This is a genomic window from Paenibacillus sp. yr247 (assembly GCF_900103825.1).
GTDB lineage: Bacteria > Bacillota > Bacilli > Paenibacillales > NBRC-103111 > Paenibacillus_E.
In genome coordinates this window covers 74,775-92,888 of sequence record NZ_FNIF01000002.1, presented here as the reverse complement: position 1 = coordinate 92,888, position 18,114 = coordinate 74,775, and the positions used below count along the sequence as shown (strand labels likewise).

16 protein-coding genes are annotated in these 18,114 nt (G+C 45.3%); 14 read left to right on the top strand and 2 right to left on the bottom strand.

What is annotated here, in order from left to right:
- The first annotated feature begins 1 nt into the window (after position 1).
- The 8 genes from BLT91_RS05080 to BLT91_RS05045 all read left to right on the top strand — a co-directional run bounded on the left by BLT91_RS05080 (position 2) and on the right by BLT91_RS05045 (position 9,652).
- On the top strand, positions 2–1,543 hold the full coding sequence (locus BLT91_RS05080) for a LutB/LldF family L-lactate oxidation iron-sulfur protein (protein WP_090819714.1): 1,542 nt from the start codon (positions 2–4) through the stop codon (positions 1,541–1,543).
- Positions 1,536–2,279 carry a LutC/YkgG family protein gene (locus BLT91_RS05075; RefSeq protein ID WP_090817580.1) on the top strand — a complete coding sequence of 248 codons (744 nt, stop codon included), beginning with the start codon at positions 1,536–1,538 and terminating at the stop codon, positions 2,277–2,279. Before BLT91_RS05080 ends, BLT91_RS05075 begins: the two co-directional genes overlap by 8 nt.
- 204 nt (positions 2,280–2,483) lie before the next feature.
- Positions 2,484–3,914 carry a PTS mannitol transporter subunit IIBC gene (locus BLT91_RS05070; RefSeq protein WP_090817577.1) on the top strand — a complete coding sequence of 477 codons (1,431 nt, stop codon included), beginning with the start codon at positions 2,484–2,486 and terminating at the stop codon, positions 3,912–3,914.
- A 65-nt stretch (positions 3,915–3,979) separates the two neighbouring features.
- Positions 3,980–6,019 carry a BglG family transcription antiterminator gene (locus BLT91_RS05065; RefSeq protein ID WP_090817574.1) on the top strand — a complete coding sequence of 680 codons (2,040 nt, stop codon included), beginning with the start codon at positions 3,980–3,982 and terminating at the stop codon, positions 6,017–6,019.
- A 24-nt stretch (positions 6,020–6,043) separates the two neighbouring features.
- Positions 6,044–6,481: a PTS mannitol transporter subunit IIA gene (locus BLT91_RS05060; protein WP_090817570.1), complete on the top strand. Its 438-nt coding sequence runs from the start codon at positions 6,044–6,046 to the stop codon at positions 6,479–6,481.
- Entirely contained in the window at positions 6,478–7,635 is a 1,158-nt protein-coding gene (locus BLT91_RS05055; protein WP_090817567.1) for a mannitol-1-phosphate 5-dehydrogenase, read from the top strand. Before BLT91_RS05060 ends, BLT91_RS05055 begins: the two co-directional genes overlap by 4 nt.
- Positions 7,636–7,664: 29 nt before the next feature.
- A complete protein-coding gene (gene ptsP / locus BLT91_RS05050) occupies positions 7,665–9,392 on the top strand; it encodes a phosphoenolpyruvate--protein phosphotransferase (protein WP_090819711.1) in 1,728 nt (575 codons plus the stop codon).
- The gene (locus tag BLT91_RS05045; protein WP_090817563.1) at positions 9,389–9,652 is read left to right on the top strand and encodes an HPr family phosphocarrier protein; all 264 of its coding nucleotides are present in this window, start codon (positions 9,389–9,391) and stop codon (positions 9,650–9,652) included. The genes ptsP and BLT91_RS05045 overlap by 4 nt, the downstream gene beginning before the upstream one ends.
- Positions 9,653–9,739: 87 nt before the next feature.
- Here BLT91_RS05045 and BLT91_RS05040 read toward each other — a convergent pair whose 3' ends face one another.
- Entirely contained in the window at positions 9,740–10,606 is an 867-nt protein-coding gene (locus BLT91_RS05040; RefSeq protein WP_090817560.1) for an aldo/keto reductase, read from the bottom strand.
- 306 nt (positions 10,607–10,912) lie between these two features.
- Between BLT91_RS05040 and BLT91_RS05035 the strand changes: the two genes are divergently transcribed.
- The 3 genes from BLT91_RS05035 to motB are packed head-to-tail and all read left to right on the top strand — an operon-like array spanning position 10,913 to position 12,988.
- Entirely contained in the window at positions 10,913–11,377 is a 465-nt protein-coding gene (locus tag BLT91_RS05035; protein ID WP_090817557.1) for a MarR family winged helix-turn-helix transcriptional regulator, read from the top strand.
- 16 nt (positions 11,378–11,393) lie between these two features.
- Positions 11,394–12,185: a flagellar motor stator protein MotA gene (gene motA, locus BLT91_RS05030; protein WP_090819709.1), complete on the top strand. Its 792-nt coding sequence runs from the start codon at positions 11,394–11,396 to the stop codon at positions 12,183–12,185.
- Entirely contained in the window at positions 12,185–12,988 is an 804-nt protein-coding gene (gene motB, locus BLT91_RS05025; RefSeq protein ID WP_090817554.1) for a flagellar motor protein MotB, read from the top strand. The genes motA and motB overlap by 1 nt, the downstream gene beginning before the upstream one ends.
- Before the next feature lie 104 nt (positions 12,989–13,092).
- Here motB and BLT91_RS05020 read toward each other — a convergent pair whose 3' ends face one another.
- The gene (locus BLT91_RS05020; protein ID WP_175532097.1) at positions 13,093–14,925 is read right to left on the bottom strand and encodes a methyl-accepting chemotaxis protein; all 1,833 of its coding nucleotides are present in this window, start codon (positions 14,923–14,925) and stop codon (positions 13,093–13,095) included.
- Between the two features lie 308 nt (positions 14,926–15,233).
- On the opposite strand from BLT91_RS05020, the gene BLT91_RS05015 reads away from it, so the two are divergent.
- From BLT91_RS05015 to pstA, 3 genes are all read left to right on the top strand, one after another.
- Positions 15,234–16,151 (top strand): phosphate ABC transporter substrate-binding protein, encoded by a 918-nt coding sequence (locus BLT91_RS05015; protein WP_090817547.1) that lies wholly within the window; start codon positions 15,234–15,236, stop codon positions 16,149–16,151.
- A 173-nt stretch (positions 16,152–16,324) separates the two neighbouring features.
- Positions 16,325–17,260: a phosphate ABC transporter permease subunit PstC gene (gene pstC, locus BLT91_RS05010; protein ID WP_090817544.1), complete on the top strand. Its 936-nt coding sequence runs from the start codon at positions 16,325–16,327 to the stop codon at positions 17,258–17,260.
- Positions 17,257–18,114, top strand: coding sequence for a phosphate ABC transporter permease PstA (gene pstA, locus BLT91_RS05005; protein WP_090817541.1), 858 nt, complete (start codon positions 17,257–17,259; stop codon positions 18,112–18,114). Before pstC ends, pstA begins: the two co-directional genes overlap by 4 nt.

Below are 18,114 nucleotides of genomic sequence, written 5' to 3'. Positions count from 1 at the left end.
AATGCATAGGCGAGCAGTTTCCGTAGGAAACGACCAGCCTAAAATAGGCGGTACTGTTAAGGAAAGATCCAAAGTCGCGCTGAACAATGACTTTCTTCGCAACGCGGTTAAGTTCACGACCGAACGGCTGAAGAACGGTAAGATAGCTGCTACTGAAGAACATGGGAACTGGGAAGAGTGGCGTGAGCGTGGTCGACAAATTAGGCTGCATACGATTGCTCATTTGGACTATTATTTATCTAAATTCGTTGAAAATGCCCGAGCGCAGGGTGTGCACGTTCATTTTGCAGCAGATGCAGCAGACGCTGTTCGTTTGACGATGCAAATAGCTGAGCATAAAAAGGCTAAGAGTGTAGTAAAGTCCAAGTCGATGGTTTCGGAGGAATTGCATATCAACCATGCGTTTGAACAAATCGGCGTTGAAGCGATTGAAACGGACCTCGGCGAATATATTATTCAGCTTGCAGGCGAAACACCTTCGCATATTATTATTCCAGCGATTCATAAAAATCGGTATCAGATCGCGGAGCTGTTGTCTGAGGATGCAGGCGAGGAACTGGCCCCTGACACAGGCATTCTGGCCGGCTATGTAAGAAGGAAGCTGCGCGAGAAGTTCCTTGAAGCCGACATTGGCATGACAGGCTGTAATTTTGCTATTGCGGAGACGGGTTCTATCGTTCTTTTTGAAAATGAAGGAAATGCTCGGATGGTTAGTACGATCCCTAACACGCAAATCACGTTCATGGGCATGGAACGCATCATTCCTACCTTGGACGATCTAGAAGTGATGGCGACGCTGCTGCCGCGATCGGCTACAGGACAGAAGCTCACGGTGTATATGTCTGTGATTTCTGGACCGCAGCGGGAGCAGGATGGTGATGGACCGGAAGAAATGCACGTCATTATTTTGGATAATGGGCGCTCCTTGCAGCTTGGAGACCCGCAATTCCAGGAATTGCTGAACTGTATACGCTGTGGTGCATGCCTAAACGCATGCCCGGTTTACCGCCATATCGGCGGACATGCCTACGGCGGTGTGTATAGTGGTCCGATCGGTGCTGTACTCACACCTGCACTAAATAAAAATGTCGACCAATGGGACGATATTGCAAATGCATCAAGCCTCTGCGGTGCCTGTTATGAGGCATGTCCGGTGAAAATTCCGCTGCATGATATGCTGATCTATCTCCGTCAACGCAAGGTAGAGCGCGGTGGGACGGATTTTGCAGAGAAAATTGGCATGAAAGGCTTTAATTTCTTGATGTCCGATGCGAAGAGGGTTAAAGCGTTAATCAAGCTCGGACGCATTGGACAGAAGTTGTTAGTCCGCGATGGTCACATCAAAGCTAAGATAGGTCCGTTAAAAGGTTGGAATACGTATCGATATGCGCCAAGCATGGCGAAGAAGACGTTCCGTGAATCTTGGAAAGACATTGAGCAAGGATTAGAAGGCACCTTTCCTGAACTAGATTCCGTTATGAAGGCTCGTATGGAGAAGCTTGTGGCTGATCGCAAAGAGGGAGGAGGACATCATCATGGCTAAATCGGATGCCGCATTTCTCCAAAAGCTCAAGGAAGAAGCTCTCAAGGATCAGGAGGCCTTCTTGTCTAATATTGCTACTCGACTTGGAAGAGCAAAGCCTCTGGAAGCAGCTCCCGTGCACAACATGAAGGGGGCTCCTGAATTCTGGGAGGAGGTGGATCTGCCACTCGAACAACGCATTAAGTTGTTTATGACGAACTGGCAGAAGGCGGGCGGCCATACGAAGCGTCTCGCTAGTATGGCGGAAGCACAGGACTTCATTGCAAACTTTATCGCAGAGACACGGGCGAAGCACTTGATCATTCAGGATCAACCTGAGTTAGAGTCCCTACGTGCTGCTCTTGCTGAGACGGAAACGGACATCACCGTGTGGAACTCGGACGGAGCCAGTAGAGCTGCCAAAGACGAGCTTGTCGCGAAGGCAGCTGGAGCAGACATCGGCATCGTGGCCGTCGAACATGCTGTGGCCTACACGGGTTCATTAGTGATCACTTCCGATGCAACTAGAGGCAGAAGTGTCAGCTTGCTGCCAACAACGTTCATCGCCATCATCCCCGCAGATCGTCTAAAATCAAAGATGGGCGAAGTTTTGCGCCCTTTCGATGAACTTGCTGCCAAAGTCAGGCCAGCCGGTATTCATTTCATCTCCGGCCCGAGCCGATCTGCCGACATTGAGAACGATTTGACTATAGGTGTTCACGGTCCCGGCATCGTTTACGCACTTATCATTGAGTAACCAAAGAGCTGTGAGGGAATACTTTCTCCCGCGGCTCTTTTTTATTTATATGTTAATTTTTTAAAACGAATGAATGATGGAATAAATGCAGCTTAAAATGTTGTCAACATCATTCATGACGAAAAGGGATTTTGATTAGATTGAATATGTAAGCGCTTTTGCATTACGATAAGAACATGAAACAGACAAAGGGAGGTTATCCTAATGAGTGCAACAGCTGCACAAAAGCAAGCATCCTCCGGAGGATTCCGGGTGAAAGTACAAAATTTCGGTCGGTTCTTGAGCGGCATGGTGATGCCAAATATTGGGGCATTTATTGCTTGGGGACTAATTACAGCATTATTTATCCCGACAGGCTGGATACCAAATGAATATTTAGCGAAGCTCGTCGGTCCAATGATTACTTATTTACTCCCAGTTCTGATTGGTTATACGGGAGGGACAATGATTCACGGAACACGAGGCGGCGTCATCGGCGCTGTAACGACGATGGGGGTTGTCATCGGAACTGATATCCCTATGTTTCTAGGGGCGATGATGGTTGGTCCGTTCGCCGCTTGGGTTCTCAAGCAGTTCGATAAATCGATTGAAGGTAAAATTAAATCCGGCTTCGAAATGCTTGTCAACAACTTCTCATCAGGAATCATTGGAGGAATACTTGCCGTTCTTGCTTACACGGTAGTTGGTCCTGCTGTTCAGGTCGTTAGTAAAGCTCTCGCCTCTGGGGTTCAGGCTCTTGTGAATGCAGGTCTACTCCCCCTTGCGAATGTTCTGATTGAACCAGGTAAAGTGTTGTTCTTGAACAATGCGATTAATCACGGCGTGCTTAGTCCGATTGCTCTGGATCAAGCATCCAAGACAGGCAAGTCGATCTTGTTCATGCTGGAGTCCAATCCGGGCCCAGGACTTGGCATCCTGCTTGCTTACTGGATAGTCGGACGTGGCTCAGCGAAGCTTTCGGCTCCTGGTGCTGCTATTATTCACTTCTTCGGCGGTATTCATGAGATTTATTTTCCTTACATTCTTATGAATCCGCGTCTGATCCTGGCTGTTATTGCTGGTGGCGTGACAGGAACGTTCACGTTCTCCTTGTTTAATGCAGGTTTAGTCGCGCCGCCATCACCGGGAAGTATTTTCGCTTATATTGCCATGGCTCCTAAAGGCGGTATGTTATCGATTTTCACCGGGGTTATTACATCTACTATTGTCTCTTTCCTAGTCGGTGCCTTATTGTTGAAAACGTCGAAGCAAGCCGATCATGCAGATTTGGAGCAGGCTACAGCGAAAATGAAGGAAATGAAACAAGTTCCGGCTGCTGCGGCAGTCGAAAAAGTGAGTTCTTCCACGTTGAAACCAGCATCTGAGGTACAAAAAATTGTGTTCTCCTGTGATGCAGGCATGGGTTCAAGCGCGATGGGAGCCTCCATTTTAAGAAAGAAGATGAAAGAAGCCGCTATCGACGTTACCGTGGTCAACACGGCAATTAGTGAGATTCCAACCGATGCGGATATCGTTATCACTCACAAATCATTAACCGATCGAGCACGTAATCAGGCTCCGAAAGCCGAACATATTTCCATCGAGAATTTCATGAAAAGCCCGGAATACGACGCTCTTGTGAAACGGTTAAGTTAAATACGCCTATCTAACGCTGGCTTTTTGCCGGCGTTATCTCCATTTTGTTCACGAGGAGAATAATCATGAGCCTGTCTAACAGGAATCGCCAAATCCTAGAGCTGTTAATGAATCGAACGGATGACATTACAGCTGGAGAAATCGCTGCCGAAATCAATGTAAGCACAAGAACCGTTCATAGGGAGCTGTCTGAGCTGGAGTCGATTTTGGCAGCTTATGGATTAGCACTGCAAAAAAAATCGGGGAAAGGCATTCAACTTCAAGCAGAACCTGAGCAGCTCGAGGCGTTTAGGCGTTTGCTAGTTGGGATGATGGCCATTGAATATTCCCCCGAGGATCGTAGGACGATGATTCTTTGCACTCTCCTGCAAGAGGATGAGCCCGTCAAACTTTTCGCATTGTCCCATGATTTGGCCGTAACCGTCCCGACCATCACGAACGATCTCGATGAGCTGGAAAACTGGGTAAAGAAGGCAAACCTCATCCTAGTACGCAAAAGAGGGTACGGTGTTGGACTGAGCGGTTCTGAGGCGAATAAACGCAGGATGATCGCCATGCTTGCCAAAAACGGTTTGGATGAATCTGATCTATTTGGGAAGAGTATGAATTCGCATTCTCCGGTTAAACAAAGACTGTTGGAGCTCATTGGGAAAGAAAACTTTACAAAGGTGGAGGCTGCTCTTTGGCTTGCCGAAGATGAGGGTTTGAGTGAATTATCCGAGCAGGGTTACACCAATCTGCTGATTAACATGTCGATAACAATCGCTAGAATTCAGCAGGGTAAGCCCATCGAACTGCACCCTGAACCTTACTCGCTTCGCCATAATAAGCTGCTTACGCACACGATTGAGCATCTATCTAAGGTTATACCTATTGAATTAACAACAGCTGAAATCTTCTATATAGCCGAACTACTTGAGCCCAAGTCTCACACGCATCCGAATCTGCTGCTTCCTATGGAAGAACTAAGTTATATGGAAATTGTATGGAAGCTCATCCGTAACATGGAGAGCAGCATCGCTGTTCGTTTCAGCGATGATCGTTCATTAAGAGAAGGGCTGCTTAGCCATTTGGAGTCTGCTCTCACGAGGCTTCAAGAAGGAGCAACCATTCGTAATCCGCTTTTATCGCAAATTAAAAAAGACTATGAAGCTCTATTTGATGCTATTCGGAGAGCTGTAGATAAAACAATAATCGAAATTGCTGTGCCAGACGAAGAAATAGGTTTTCTAGTCATGCATTTCGGAGCTTCCATCGAGAGACAAAAACAATTCAGACGTAACGTTAAAGCGATTCTGGTATGCACTAGCGGCATCGGTACTTCCAAAATGCTGGCTGTCCGGCTTACGAAGGAACTTCCGCAAATTAATATTATCGGTCATGCGTCTTGGTTTGAAGCAGCGCGAATCCCCGAAAAGGAATATGATTTGATTATATCTACTGTCGATCTGCCTTTGGAAGAGGATCAGTATATAAAGCTAAGCCCTCTATTAACGAAGGAAGAGGCCGAGCGACTGAGGCTATTCATTCAAAATGTTACCTTGCAAAAAGAAGCTGGAGAGAGCGGTGAATCGGGTCAAGATGCTGACTCAACAGAAAAATTGCATCGTATTCAACACTATGTAAACGAGATCGTAAGCATCATCGATCCGTTTACGGTTTATCGCATTGAGCAATCCTTTCACAGCCTGAGAGAAACACTGGAAGTCATTTGCGAATATGTCAGACGAACAGGTGTGATCGACGAAGTGGAGCCAATCGTGAATCTTTTGCTTGAAAGAGAAAGATTGAGCAGTCAGCTTATTCCTGACACAGGTCTTGCCCTCTTTCATATTCGGAGTGAGCAGGTGAGGAAGCCTTCATTCTCATTATTTCAATTAGAGGAGGACCTGCTGCTAGACCATGAAACTGCGTCAGAGGTAAGGCAGCTGCTGCTCATGCTTGGACCGAAGGAGCTTTCAAAAGAAAGCCTAGAAGTGCTCAGTGAAATTAGTTCCTTTCTGTTGATTCCGGAAATGATTGAACTGCTGAAATCAGGGACTCAGTCTGAAATCAAGCATTATTTGTCCCAGGAACTGGCCGCCTTCTTAGAAAATAAAAAGTAAATCGGATATAGGGAGAGACAACCAATGAATATCTTATCAACGAATAAAATTAAGCTGAGCGCTAAGCCCAAAGATAAATTCGAGGCCATAAGGATCGCAGGCCAACTGTTAGTAGACGCTGGTCATGTATCCGCGGCTTATATTGATAAAATGCTGGAACGGGAACAAACCTTGTCCACTTATATGGGAAATGGTCTGGCCATTCCGCACGGTACACAAGATTCCAAATCTCTGATTGCATCGACAGGATTATCCATTGTGCAAATTCCTGAAGGTGTGGATTTCGGCGAAGGCGAAAAAGCTTACTTAGTCATTGGAATTGCAGCCGCGGGTAATGATCATTTGGACATCTTGACGAATGTCGCGATGATTTGTTCCGAAGATGAGAATATGGATCAAATTATGAAGGCCGCGACACTGGAGGAAATGTTGGAAATTTTCGAAAGCGGGATGGAGTCATGAGGGCTGTTCATTTTGGTGCAGGGAACATCGGCAGGGGGTTCATCGGTTTAATTTTGTCCCAAGCTGGTTATGAGGTGATCTTCTCTGATGTGAATGATAGCTTGGTTGAGCTGTTGCAGGAGAGGAAATCGTACTCAGTTCGCTTGGCCAATGAGGCTCAAGATACGTTCACCGTTACGAATGTGACAGCGATTAATGGTAAGAACTTAGCAGACGTAGCTGAAGCCGTTGCACAGGCTGATCTAGTTACAACAGCAGTGGGCGTAAACATTCTGAAACATATTGCGGCAGGAATCGCCAAGGGCATTGAAATGCGTATCGAGCGCGGCGCGGCGCCACTCCACATCATCGCATGTGAGAATGCAATTGGAGGAAGTACTCAGCTCAAAGAACACGTATACACCCATCTAAGTGAGGATTTACGTGGAAAAGTTGACGCAAGCGTCGCTTTTCCCGATGCTGCTGTCGACCGGATCGTTCCGATTCAGCATAATGGAGACCCGCTTCAAGTAACGGTTGAGCCTTTCTACGAATGGGTTGTTGACGAGTCTCAAATGAGGGATGGATTCCATCACATTGAAGGTATCCATTATGTGAAACATTTGGAGCCTTACATCGAGCGCAAGCTGTTCACGGTCAATACAGGGCACTGCAGCGCAGCATATCTCGGGTATATACATGGCTTTTCGACGATTCAAGAAGCGATGGCAAACTCACAAATAGCGTCGCTAGTGCGGCATGTGATGCATGAGACCGGCGCCCTGCTTATCAAAAAGCACGAGTTCGATCTTGCCCAGCATAATCATTATATGGATAAAATATTGAACAGGTTCATAAATCCTTATTTAATCGATGAAGTTACACGGGTGGGAAGATCGCCGATTCGTAAGTTATCGAGCAATGATCGACTCGTTCGCCCCGCCTTGCAGGCCTATGAGCTTGGAATGAAACCGGCTTATTTAGCCATGGCTATGGCGGCTGCCTTCCTATTTAATGATCAAGAAGATCCGGAAGCTGTAGAGATTCAAGCTGACTTGCGAAAGCTTGGGGTTGCCGAAACGATTACGAAATATACAACCATTGGTGAAGATCACCCGATTCATGAGATGATTATTAGGCAATTCGAACAGTTAGTACAATCTGATCTTTCTTGAGAAAGGGGAGTTCCCTAATGGCTAAAATGATGACAAAAAGACTCACCGGCATTGCTGCTTCCCCCGGCATTGCCCTAGCTAAGGCTTTTCGGTTGAACAATGTCCATTTCGAACCTGTCGCCGAGAAGGTGGCAGACGCCCATATAGAAGTAGTACGTTTTCGCAAGGCTGTAGAGGAAGCGAAACAAGAGCTAGAAGAGATTAAAGATTTGACCGAACAGCGCATGGGTGCCGCTAAGGCGGAAATTATTGAAGCTCATCTAATGCTTTTGGAAGATCCCGATTATATCGATGCCGTTATTGAGGGAATTGATAAAGAAGGGATGACTGCTGAATTTAAGCTGAATGAAATTGCAAGCAGCTTCATTGAAGTGCTTAGTTCGATGGATGATGAGCTCCTCCGGGAACGCGCTGCTGATGTACGCGACGTCACAGGCCGGATTATGAGCAGACTTCGCGGTGTTTCTTACGCAGCGATTGCAGCCATTAACGAGCCTTGCATTTTGATAGCAGAAGATTTGACACCTTCGGATACCGCCCAGTTAAATCTCGATTATGTGCTGGGATTTGTAACGGAGGTCGGAAGCCGTACTTCTCATTCGGCGATCATGGCTCGCTCACTTGAGGTGCCAGCCATCGTAGGAGCGGGAGCAGCGGCTGCGGAGATCCAGACGGGTACGATGATTGTTATGGACGCTGTAGAAGGCACCGTGCTCATCGCTCCAAGCGATGAAGTGATGGAAAGCTACAAGGCTCGCAAAGTGGCATACGATCAGCGAAGAATCGAGCTGCGCAAGCTGCTGGATCAACCTTCGATCTCAGCAGACGGCCACCGCGTAGAATTGGCTGCCAACATCGGCAGTGTCGAAGATTTGCAAAAGGTGTTAGCTAACGGGGCAGAAGGCATCGGTTTGTTCCGTACCGAATTTCTTTATATGGGACGCAGCTCAATGCCTAGTGAAGAGGAGCAGTTCCAGGTCTATAAGCACGTTTTGGAACGTATGGACAATAAGCCTGTCGTCATACGTACACTTGATATAGGTGGAGATAAAGAACTGCCGTATTTAAAGCTACCTGTAGAAAGCAATCCGTTCCTTGGCTTGCGCGCGGTGCGTCTATGTCTGAGCAAGACAGATTTGTTTCGCACACAGCTAAGAGCGTTGTTGAGAGCAAGCAGCTATGGACAATTGAAAATCATGTTCCCGATGATTGCAGTTGTGGATGAGCTGCTGGCTGCTAAACAATTGCTTCAAGAAGAGAAAGAGAAGCTAGTTCAAGAAGGAATTGCAGTGTCCGAGAACATAGAGGTCGGTATTATGGTTGAAGTACCTGCTGCAGCGCTGGCTGCGGACTTCTTGGCGAAAGAAGCCGATTTTTTCAGTATTGGAACGAATGATCTCATTCAATATACGATGGCGGCTGATCGGATGAACGAAACCGTTTCTTACTTATACCAACCATGCCATCCTGCCATTTTACGTTTAATCCAATTGGTTATTCAGGCTGCTGAGCGGGAAGGAAAATGGGTCGGCATGTGTGGAGAAATGGCTGGTGACGAAACAGCTATACCTATTCTACTTGGCATGGGACTCCATGAATTTAGTATGAGTGCCAGCTCGATTTTGCCGGCGAGAGCATTAATTAAACAAACCTCATACCGTGAGTGGGCAGGCTACACGCAGCAGATTTTGGCCATGAGCAGCCAAACCCAAATTAAACAATTCGTAGAGCAGAAGACAAGGAGTGACTTGATATGATGTCCCAAACGTTTACTGTCCTTAATCCATCCGGCTTTCATGCCCGTCCGACGAAAGTATTCGTTCAGAAGGTTAGCACATTCCCCTGTAAAGTTAATGTGATTAAAGGCGGCAAAAAGGTCAACGGAAAAAGCTCGCTTAGTATGCTGACACTTGGCATTAAACAGAATGATGAAGTAACATTGGAAGTAGAAGGCGAGCAAGAAGAGCAAGCACTTAAAGAGTTAGGAGCGCTGCTTACAACCATATTCGAAGAATAAGTGAGCAGAAGTTTATCTTTTCAAAAAAACAAAAAGCCAGCAGGTTAGCTGCCGATTATCAAGGCGCTTAACAGCTGGCTTATTTTATTATTTACGTACATACCACTCGCCGGACACCCAATCGGTTGTCTTCCAACGAAGCACATCCGGCGTAGCAAGATGGGCAATTTCTTTGAGGAATTCGAGCTGCTTCAGCTCTGTCATCGGCTTGAAGTTCTTGGCAATGGCCAAATTTTGTTCCAGCTGCTTCATGGATTCCATGCCGACGATAGCCGTAGATATCGGCAGTGAGAACGTGTATTGGAGTGCTTTCTCGTACCATGGAGCTAGCTTGCCTAGCGCCATAACTTTCATTCCGATAATGGCTACACCTTTCTCAACCGCTTTAGGCAAAAACTCATGAGCGAAGCTGTAGATGAGATGATCAGCTGCCGATAGAGCGACAAGCGCGCTGTCAAACGGGTAGCGTTCAATCGCCTCGAGCTGAACTCTTGGGTTCGTGTGACCACTGATCGAGATATGCTTGATGACCCCTTGTTCCTTCGCCTCAAGAAGTGCTTCCAGCGCTCCGCCTTTGGCGAAGCACTTATCCAGCTCTTCCATCGTCATGATATTATGCAGCCGCCATTCTTCAACATGATCCGTTTGCAGCCGGTTCAAACTCGCTTCCAACAGCTTCAGGGAGCCGTCTCTCGACCGATCATGTGTCTTGGTGGCAATCCATACATCGTTCCTGCGGCTATGGAGTGCTAAGGCCTTGCCGAGTCTTTCCTCCGATTGACCACTAGAATAGCTTGGTGCGGTATCGAAATAGGTGATCCCCTCGTCAATCGCGCGATTCACAATTTGAATCGCTTCTTCTTCCGTACAATTGTGTTCGTCGACAATGCGCTGCGCACCAAAGCTCAGCACAGGAAATTGCTGTCCCGTAGAACCAAAAGGCCGTTTCTCCACATCATTCACTCCTTATGTATGAAGGCTAATTCTTTTCTTTCCTATCGTTTCCTAAAAGGATACCAGATCATACCAATCTTTAAAAAGGCATTCTTTAAGCTGATATCGATTTAAGCAGGAATTGACTCTCCTCAAGTATAAAATAGGTATGAGAAGGAAGCTAGTCTTCGTCCATATTATTGTTTTATTTACAAAAGTAACATGACTAAAGTCCTATGTTTTCGACAAAAAGGAATTGTAATTTATAGTAAATAAACTTATTATATGTACATATATAACTTTCTTGTCGAAGTATCGGAGGCGGAAATGACATCTGAATACGGAAAGCCTTATGACAGCCCGGGATTTCTTCTTTGGCAGGTTACGAATTTATGGCAAAAAAATCTTCGTCAGGCTCTGCATGATTTGGATCTTACGCATGTGCAATTTATTTTACTAGCATCCACAGAGTGGTTAAATACTCAATCCACGCAGGAAGATGTCACTCAGGCGCAAATTGCTGGGCATGCGCATATCGATCCCATGATGGCCTCACAAGTACTTCGCAATTTAGAAAAGAAAGGGTTTCTTATTCGCAAAGAACATCCAACGGATACACGAGCCAAGTCCATCTCCTTAACACAAGCTGGGGAGCGAATGGTATCCCAAGCGCTAGATATTGTCGTGAAAGCCGATCGCAGATTTTTTGCCAAACTGGGGGAAGATCAGGTAACGTTGGCAAATTTGATGAGAACGTTAGGAAGCACGACGATTCATGAAATTAGATCATAGGAGAGGTGACTTGCATATGGAAAAATCATCAATTATCGGAATCGTTTTAGCTTTTGTCTCCATCGGTGTGGGGATGGTATTGAAAGGGGCAAGCTTGGCTGCACTGTTGAATCCTGCTGCTGCCTTAATTATTTTCGGCGGAACAGCTTCGGCCTTGTTTATCGCTTTTTCATTGGAAGAAATAAAGAAGGTTCCGACCTTATTGAAAATTATTTTTACCGAACAGAAATTAATGCCTAAAAAAGAACTCATCGAGACATTTATCAACTGGGTATCCATTACGCGGCGTGAAGGTTTGCTTTCCTTAGAGAAACAAGCAGAAGAGCTGTCTGACCCCTTTATGAAAAGTGGTATGCGACTAATTATTGATGGAAATGATGCCGATTTTGTTCGCGATGTATTGCTCGAAGATATTGCTGAGATGGAAACAAGACATAAGAAATATGCAAGCATTTTTACGCAAGCTGGTACATATGCACCGACTCTCGGTGTTCTTGGCGCTGTCGTCGGACTCATTGCGGCTCTTGGTAATTTAAGTGAAGTTGAGAAACTAGGTCATCTGATTTCAGCGGCGTTCGTTGCTACAATGTTCGGGATTTTCCTTGGTTACGTTGTCTTTCATCCATTTGCTAATAAGCTGAAACAGAAGTCGAAGAAAGAAGTAGAGATTAAGCTCATGGTCGTAGAAGGATTACTCTCCATTCAATCTGGGGTATCGGCTAACTCCGTGAAACAAAAGATGATGATCTTCGTAGCCAACAATGAACGTGCGGCGTATGAAGAAGAATCGAAGGAGGCTGTTTCATAGTGAGTAGAAAGAGGCATGAGGATCATGAAGAACATATGGATGAAACCTGGCTCATTCCCTATGCGGATTTGCTTACTTTGCTTCTAGCCCTCTTTATTATTTTATTTGCTTCCAGTCAGCTGGATTCCAAGAAATATGACTCGATTATGCATTCCCTGAATAATGCTTTTACGGGGGGAGAAGCGCCCTTCGCAATGTCGAATTTGATTCCAATTAACGATTCCGCGAATGCTGCGAAAAACAATAATAAGAGCCAGAATCCCCCAGCGAAGGTAGAAAGTAAAACAGATAGCCAGCTGGCTGCCAAGCTGCAGAAGGAAGAGAAAGATCTCCAAGAGTTAAAGAAAAGCATGGATGCTTTCATTAAAGAAAACAATATGAGTGAGCAGCTAACCACGAAACTGGATAAAGACAAATTGACGATTACAATTAGTGATCGCGCACTGTTTGATTCGGGGTCGGCTGCGATTAAACAGGATTCACAAAAGCTGGCTATGTCGATGTCAAATTTGCTGGGGAGCTATCCAGGATATCAGGTTGAAGTGGCGGGTCATACGGATAACATTCCGATTCACAGAGCCGACTTTGAAACGAACTGGGATTTGAGTGCAAAGCGTGCGGTCAATTTTATGAAAATACTGCTGAATAACAGCAAGATTGAGCCTGCCTCCTACTCGTCGGTCGGATTTGGGGAATACCGCCCTATTGCAACCAATGATACAACAGAAGGCAGAGCAAAGAACCGCCGAGTTGAAGTAAGTATCCTGCGAAACATTAAGATGACGGATGAAATTGCGAAATAAAATCTTGATCATGGAGCTACTGAGGATTCCGTAACGCCAAAAATGATAAGGAGCTATTACGAAGGACCTGAGGATAATCCCTCAGGTCCTTTGTATGAAATCAATTAATTTACAGGTGTAGTCTCTTTTTTCTCTTGTACTTGTCCTTTGTTAGGGGTATCTAACTCTGTGGATTGTTTGACCGTTCCATTGTCAGCAATCTGAACTGCGTCTTCGAGCTGCGTTTGGGTGTTCTCTACATCCGCAATCTGGAATTTACTTATCTCCGCGAATAATTGCCTTGCTAGTTCAAGGATATCGTCCGACTCTTCGGCAATGCGGCGGATGGAAGCATCCTGCTGGATGGAGGTCGAGTTGACCTCTTCAACACCGGCTGCAGTTTCCTGCGCGATCGCGGCCACGAATTGAACGGAGTCCACGAGCTTATCGTTCTTAGAACGCGCTTGCTCGATTTTCAAATGAATTTGCTCAATTTGTTCCTTGATTCCCTTCATCGATTGTTCGATGCTTACGAAGGAACCGAGAGTATCCGTAACACGATTGTTCTGTTCCGAGGCAGAATCGCGAGCTTCAACCAGCGAGCTTTGCAGCTCTTGAATTTGCTTCTGCAGCGCACCGATGATGGCGCTGATCGTCTTGGACGAATCGTTCGTCTGCTGCGACAGCTGACGAACCTCATCCGCGATCACAGAGAAGCCGCGTCCTTGCACGCCAGCCCTAGCCGCTTCAATCGCGGCGTTCAAGGCAAGGACGTTCGTCTGCGTCGAAATCTCCGTGATCGAGTGAATGATGGCGCTAATCTGCTTCGAGCTAGCAGCTACGGTCTGCATGGCTGCATCCACCTTGTGCAGCACCGCTTGAGACTGTTCGGACGATGCTTTAAGCGCCCGAACCGACCCAGTGCCTTGCAGCGTGCCAGCTGCGGCTTCGTCGCTGGCACGCTTCATTTCATAAGTATACGCGGTAATGTCGCGAATCTCCGCCTCCAGCTCTGCAATGATGATCGAGCTTTGCTCAGTCTTCATCGCTTGCTCGTCGGCGCCGTTCGAGATTTCATGGATCGCTCTCAGGATGTCCGTATTCGCGGAAGCCGTAAGCTGAGAGAAGCGATGAAACACGTGAGAGTGATCCGACAAGGAAGAAGCGATATGCTTCGTTGTACTTAGCATCTGGCGAACTTGCAGGATCATATGGTCGAAGCTTTGACTCAACTGACCTAACTCATCTTTCGACGTAGAGTTAATCATTTGTGTTAAATCACCTGCTGCAATAAGTGAAACAGCCTTCTGCAGTACCTGAATAGGACGGGTAAAGGAACGAATTATGAGGAACGCGATAAGGATGGTAACGGCGAGTACGAGAATGGAAGCAATCATCATGATTCTACTACTTTCATTCAGCGCATTCGTTGAACTGACGATTGCTTGGTCAGCTGACTCAGCATAAGTGACATAAAACTTGTCCACTAGTCCAAAAATATTATCCTTAAGATCTTGTGATTCATTATATAGATAGAGCAGATTGATTTGCAGATCGGAAGGTTTTAGGCTAGGATCTTGAACCATTTTAGCAGCTGTATCAAAGTTATTTATGTAATCGACGGAAGCTTGGATCAATTGGCCTCGCCATTTTTGCTGATCAGGGGTACTAGCCGTATTTCCTATTTTCTGAATGAAATCATTATAGGGTTGACGCTTACTATTATATTTCTGTATAAATTCTGGTTTTTTGGAGATTTCTAAACCTGAGGCAATGATGTTCATTTCTTGAACCAATTCTTTGAGCTCTAATGCTAAAACCTTTAGCTCGACTTTGTCATTCTGATTGTTCATATGCTGCTTGATTTGATTGATCTGATGCAGGTTGAAGAAAGCAATAGCCAGGAATATCAGAAGTACACCACTGAAACTGGCAATCAATTTGAAACGCATAGTCATATTGAATATCTTCCTCAATATAATTCCCCCATTAGTAGTCATGATTCGAGTGGATTCTTGTTGTTTCTATTAAATATAGGGTGTTTCTGTTAACTATAGCGTCGAACTCTGTTAATGAACTGTAAAATTATCCAATAATCTACGAAGGGAGGTCGAAATAAAAGTTTTACATTACGTTTACGTTTCGAGGGTTTGTTTTTTACATTCGGTTGTTATGATGTAAAAGTAAGTTAGTTCGACAGACAATCAATGTGGAAATCGAAACTAACAGAACAAGTAACATAAAATCAAAGGAGGACATGCTAACTATGTTTAAGTTCATGTCGAAAAAAGGTATTACATTTACACTTTCCGCGGTATTAATGATGGGGTCATTGGTTGGTTGCGGCGCTAAAACAGATACTAAAAACGCTGCTTCTGCAACACCTGCTGCTAGTGCGGCTGCTTCTGCTAAACCAGCTGACGCAACAAAAACAGAGCTTAGCGGTACAGTAACAGCTTCCGGCTCCAGCGCACTTCTTCCTTTAGTAAAACAAGCGGCAACAGAGTTCATGGAAAAGAACCCGAAAGTAACGATCAACGTTACAGCAGGCGGATCAGGTACAGGAATTAAAAACGTAGCAGACGGTACTTCTGACATTGGTAACTCCGATGTAGAGCCAGCTGCTGAATATAAAGATAAAGGTCTTGTTGATCACCAAGTTGCTATTGCTCCTTTCGCGCTAATCGTAAATAAAGATGTTAAAGTTGATAATGTAACCAAACAACAAGCAGCAGATATTTACATGGGTAAAATTACAAACTGGAAAGAAGTTGGCGGTAATGACGCGAAAATCGTTCTTGTTCACCGTCCAGACAGCTCCGGTTCCCGTACTCTAGTTAAACAAATTATTCTTGATGGTAAAGAATTCACGAAAGACGGTATCACACAAGAGAACAGCGGTGCAATGAAAACAGCTGTTGTTGGTCAATCCAGCTCTATCGGTTACGTTGATACACCTTACATCGATGACACAGTGAAAGCATTGAAACTTGATGGTGTAGCTTACTCCGAAGAAAACATCAAAAACGGCACTTACAAATTGTTTGGTGTTGAGCATATGTACACAAAAGGTGAAGCGAAAGATCCAGCTAAAGCATTCATCGCTTACATCTCCAGCAAAGAGTTCCAAGGTAAGCAAGTTCGTGATTTGAAATTCTTGCCTGCTGATCTGCTTAAAAAATAATAAATAGAACAAGCTAAGAGTGCTCGCATCATGCAGCACTCTTTTTTTGTTACCTATAGAACAAAACTTTTACATTCCCTTAACAATTCATTAACGATCCAATTACAATCATGTCCTATTATAGGAGTATGGCATTTCGAGTGATGTGTATAAAGAGAAGGGGGATTTTCCCATTGAATTCCGCAGCAGACAAATTATCAAATACGAAATTGGACAAAAAACGTCCAATCGTAACCAAATGGACCCAAGGACAACATAGACAAGATAGCATCATGAAATGGGTGTTTGTCGCAAGTGCTGCCCTTGTTTCTGCGATCATTTTTTCCATCATTGTTTTCGTTGGTATGCAGGGAATCAAGACATTCCAGGGGGTCAGTCCTTTAGAGTTTTTCTTGTCAACGGATTGGACACCAGGCCAAAATAAATTCGGAGCTCTTCCTTTTCTGTACAGTACACTGCTTATGACCCTTGTTGCAGTTGTATTCTCTGTGCCATTGGCTTTGTCTGGAGCGCTGTTCATGGCCAAAATTGCACCGAATTGGATGCGCGAAATTATGCGTCCTGCAACGGATTTGTTCGTAGGTATTCCATCAGTTGTATATGGTCTGATCGGGATGACGGTCATTGTTCCAGCGCTAGGAAAAATAACAGGCGGTATCGGCTACGGAATCTTGCCTGCTGCAATTATCTTAGCAATCATGATTCTACCAACTATATTATCTATCTCGGAAGATGCTATTCGATCACTTCCTACTCGTTTGGAGGAGGCATCCCTAGCATTAGGTGCAACGCGCTGGCAAACGATGTGGCGTGTTCTTTTACCTGCTGCTAGACCGGGTATTTTGACAGCAATTATTCTGGGCATGGGCCGTGCAATTGGTGAAACGATGGCCGTCTTCATGGTCATTGGAAACTCGCCCCAAATGCCAAAGTCATTACTTGATTCCACAACCGTATTAACAACGGCAATCGTTAAGGACATGGGAAATACGAATTACGGATCGACTTGGAATAATGCCCTCTATTTAATGGCACTTCTTTTACTTGTCATCTCCTTATCCTTGATTCTTATTATTCGCATCGTTGCAAAAAGGAGTGAACTCAAATGACAAGTAAAACGACCGATCGCATAGCAACTATTTATTTTTGGGCATCGGGTATCGTTATTATTGCGATACTAGCCTGGTTTCTCATTCGCATATTGGGCGAAGGGGTTCCACATTTGTCCTGGCACTTCATCTTCGGTAAGCCGGAGGAGATTAAAGCTGGCGGCGGTGTAGGACCTCAATTATTCAACTCATTCTATGTATTGTTTTTGTCTCTGTTGATCTCGATTCCAATCGGATTATTTTCAGGCATTTACTTGGCTATTTACGCTCAAAAAAATTGGTTCACCGATCTCGTGCGTATCTCAGTTGAGGCCTTGTCATCTGTGCCATCCATCGTATTTGGATTATTTGGATTTTTGCTTTTTGCCAATTTGCTAGGATTGAAATTTTCTATTATTGGTGGAGCCGCAACGGTTGCGCTGCTTAATTTACCGGTTATGGTACGGGTCACGGAAGAGTCTATCCGTACTGTTCCCGAGTCCTACTGGGAAGCAAGCTTAGCGCTTGGTTCTACGAAGTGGCAGGCCATTCGCAAAGTGCTTATTCCTGCAGCGCTGCCTAGTTTAATTACGGGAATCACACTCATAGCAGGACGCGCGTTAGGCGAATCTGCCATTCTCATTTACACAGCGGGCTTATCGGTTTCACGCTTCTTCCCGGATTTTAACCCACTCAAGATGGGGGAGACATTATCTGTTCATCTCTGGTATATCGGCGCTGAAGCACTCGTTCCGGATGCCAAGGAAATTGCCAAAGGAAGTGCCGCGCTGCTCCTGATCGTCGTACTTATTTTCAACCTGCTTGTTAGCATTCCAAGCCGAATTTTACAAAAAAGACTTTCCGGGGGGAAATAA